This window comes from Acinetobacter sp. UBA1496 (assembly GCF_002324975.1).
GTDB classification, from domain to species: domain Bacteria; phylum Pseudomonadota; class Gammaproteobacteria; order Pseudomonadales; family Moraxellaceae; genus Acinetobacter; species Acinetobacter variabilis.
In genome coordinates, this window is record NZ_DCRI01000051.1 from 1 (window position 1) to 326 (window position 326).

General features: G+C 43.3%; 1 protein-coding gene. It reads right to left on the reverse strand.

Features of this window, described 5'->3' with window-relative positions; genetic code table 11:
* Positions 1-326, reverse strand: a 326-nt coding sequence (locus B3143_RS15260) for an IS5 family transposase (protein WP_286739819.1), incomplete at both ends; no start/stop codon positions are given.

Sequence of the window (326 nt, forward strand, 5' to 3'; positions counted from 1 at the left end):
TCAGGTCCATGTTTCTTGCGCTTCCATTCGCCCTCACCTAGAAACTTCATGCCTGTAGAGTCCATGAGTAGATGCAGCCCATCGCTACTTTTTTGGTAGTTGATTACAATATCAATATGCTTTTGTCTTCTACAAAGCGTGGTGTAATCTGGAGCTATCCAATTTAATCCGCAAAGTTTAATCAGACTTTGCACAAAGCCAGTAACCATACGTAAAGACAGACGGAATAAGGATTTAATCATTAAGCAGCATTGGATGGCTGCGTCGGAGTAGGTTTGATTTCGCCCTTGTTTGCCTTTTGATGGCGCATACCATTGCGTAGCAGG